This window comes from Streptococcus sanguinis, from assembly GCF_020729725.1.
GTDB classification, from domain to species: Bacteria; Bacillota; Bacilli; order Lactobacillales; family Streptococcaceae; genus Streptococcus; species Streptococcus sanguinis_V.
Genome location: NZ_JAJEPA010000041.1, coordinates 1 through 1,873, shown reverse-complemented (window position 1 = coordinate 1,873; position 1,873 = coordinate 1). Strand labels below are relative to the sequence as shown.

4 protein-coding genes are annotated in these 1,873 nt (G+C 36.2%); all 4 read right to left on the bottom strand.

All coding sequences use genetic code 11. The features are described 5' to 3' along the window. A partial coding sequence (locus K4I03_RS12490; RefSeq protein ID WP_227965683.1) for a PD-(D/E)XK nuclease-like domain-containing protein occupies nt 1–360 on the bottom strand: 360 nt, incomplete at its 3' end. A gap of 440 nt (nt 361–800) precedes the next feature. Further along, nucleotides 801–1,436: a JAB domain-containing protein gene (locus K4I03_RS12485; protein WP_227965681.1), complete on the bottom strand. Its 636-nt coding sequence runs from the start codon at nt 1,434–1,436 to the stop codon at nt 801–803. After that, a complete protein-coding gene (locus K4I03_RS12480; protein ID WP_227965674.1) occupies nt 1,402–1,623 on the bottom strand; it encodes a hypothetical protein in 222 nt (73 codons plus the stop codon). The genes K4I03_RS12485 and K4I03_RS12480 overlap by 35 nt, the downstream gene beginning before the upstream one ends. Nucleotides 1,624–1,764: 141 nt before the next feature. Then, nucleotides 1,765–1,873, bottom strand: a 109-nt coding sequence (locus K4I03_RS12675; RefSeq protein WP_227965685.1) for an LPXTG cell wall anchor domain-containing protein, incomplete at its 5' end; no start/stop codon positions are given.

Genomic DNA, 1,873 nt, shown 5'->3' with positions numbered 1-1,873 from the left:
TTTTTGAACAGACTCGTCACTTTCGCCATTATAGATTTTCATGAAGTAGGCATCTGCTTCCAAAGATTCGATTACCTTATCAGCAATTTGATAGTCCTTTAACAACCCGCCCCGTTTAGACATGATTTTGTCTGCGACCGCTGCTTTATATTCCTCATGAGCTTTTTGGGACTCAAAAGCCGTATGAATATAATTGCCAATCAAAAAGACTTTTTTATCTCTCTCCTCTTCCCAGGCACCGTTATCAATAGCAAGCTGCTTGGCTTCACAATCCATATAGGACTTAAAACGGGAAGAAGACATATATTCAGTATCAGAATAGTAGTTTTCTTCTGTCAAAATAGGTAATTTTTGTTCCATATTTTCTCCTTACTTTTGTTATCTTACATAGTCTATTATACCATATTTTTGCCTTATTTTAAAGCTTTTATACCATTTACAAAACAAAAAAATCCAAAGTTTCACCTCTGGATTTTTTCAATTCTCTTTACTTTCAAGTGTAAGATAACAAAAGCAAAAGGAGAATTGTCATAGGCGGCATCAAGATACCACCCAAAACGACACCATCATTTTAACATCTTCTAATTAGCTTGTCAAACAATTCCAGCCGACCTATAATAAGAGGCCGGCCGTCAAAGAATATAACCACTACTCTATTTAGAGCAATGGGAGCTTTTACCTTAACTCAGATTTGGTTTGTAGTGGAGCAAACCTAAGCTAAGGCAACAACTATTATAACATACTCCCGACCTTTTTTGTACCCATTATATAATAATATTTTCACAAATATAATGAGGTTGTTAAATTCTTTGTTCCCCTCTGAAAGAAAAGTATTTCCTTTTCCCGATAATCAACCAGTCCAGCAGTTTTAAACGAAATAAGGCACAAGCCTTGCCCAACTCTTGAGCGACATATAGCTCTGTATCAGTTGGAACGATTCGATCATTATTTCCTTGAATAGTCGCTATAAGAATACCATCTGATCCATTACGAACTGCATGATTTAAAATTCCAGAAACAACACGGTCTGAGCTTAAATCAACTTCTCTCTCTTCAATAATCTGTTTCTCTTCATCTAGGTAAAAAGCAACTGTCCGATACTCTCTTTCGACCAAATACTTATCCAGAGCATAATTGATAAAAGAATTTGCTCCCTTAATGCGAAAGCCTTCTTTTTGGCTTGCCTGGGTAAATCGTTTCATCAGCTCAATAATCGCTTTAATTTCTTGGCTTCGTTGTTCTGATAGTCCATAACCCACCAACTCTGCGACTGTAACGTTGTCAATAAGAGCTAAATCTTTGTAGTTTGCCTCCAGCTTCTTTAACACTTCAGGGCTAGACTTTAAACGGAAGGCTTGCTCTATCAACTCTCTATTTTCAATTTTTGTATAGTCAGGTTCTCTAATGACTATTTTCTTTTTCTTCGTTTTTTTCATGCTCATTACCTTCCAACCATTTTTGTAGCTTTATTAGTGTGTTCACTTCTAATCTACCAAATTCTTGTTTTCCGCTGCGAATATTAGAAATAGTGGCGCGTGACACACCACTTTCTTTTTCAATCAAATAGGCTGAATAGTCAGTGTTGTTTATGGCCGCTTTGATTTTATCAAGATCCAACTGCATTGTCTATCCCCTTTCCTTATTCTTTATCCCTATTATAACGTATATTACTATATACGTCAATAGGTATATACGTTTTTTGAAATTTAAAAAACCCTGTCTATTGACAAGGTTTTCTTTGATATTAGTATCTATTAGCTGCTATTATTCTTCTGTAGCCCGTTTCTTCAAGTACAGTCCGCCTACTAAGGTAAGAACTCCTACTGCTGATACTGCAAGACTCTCAGCAGTTCCTGTTTCTGGGAGTGTTTCC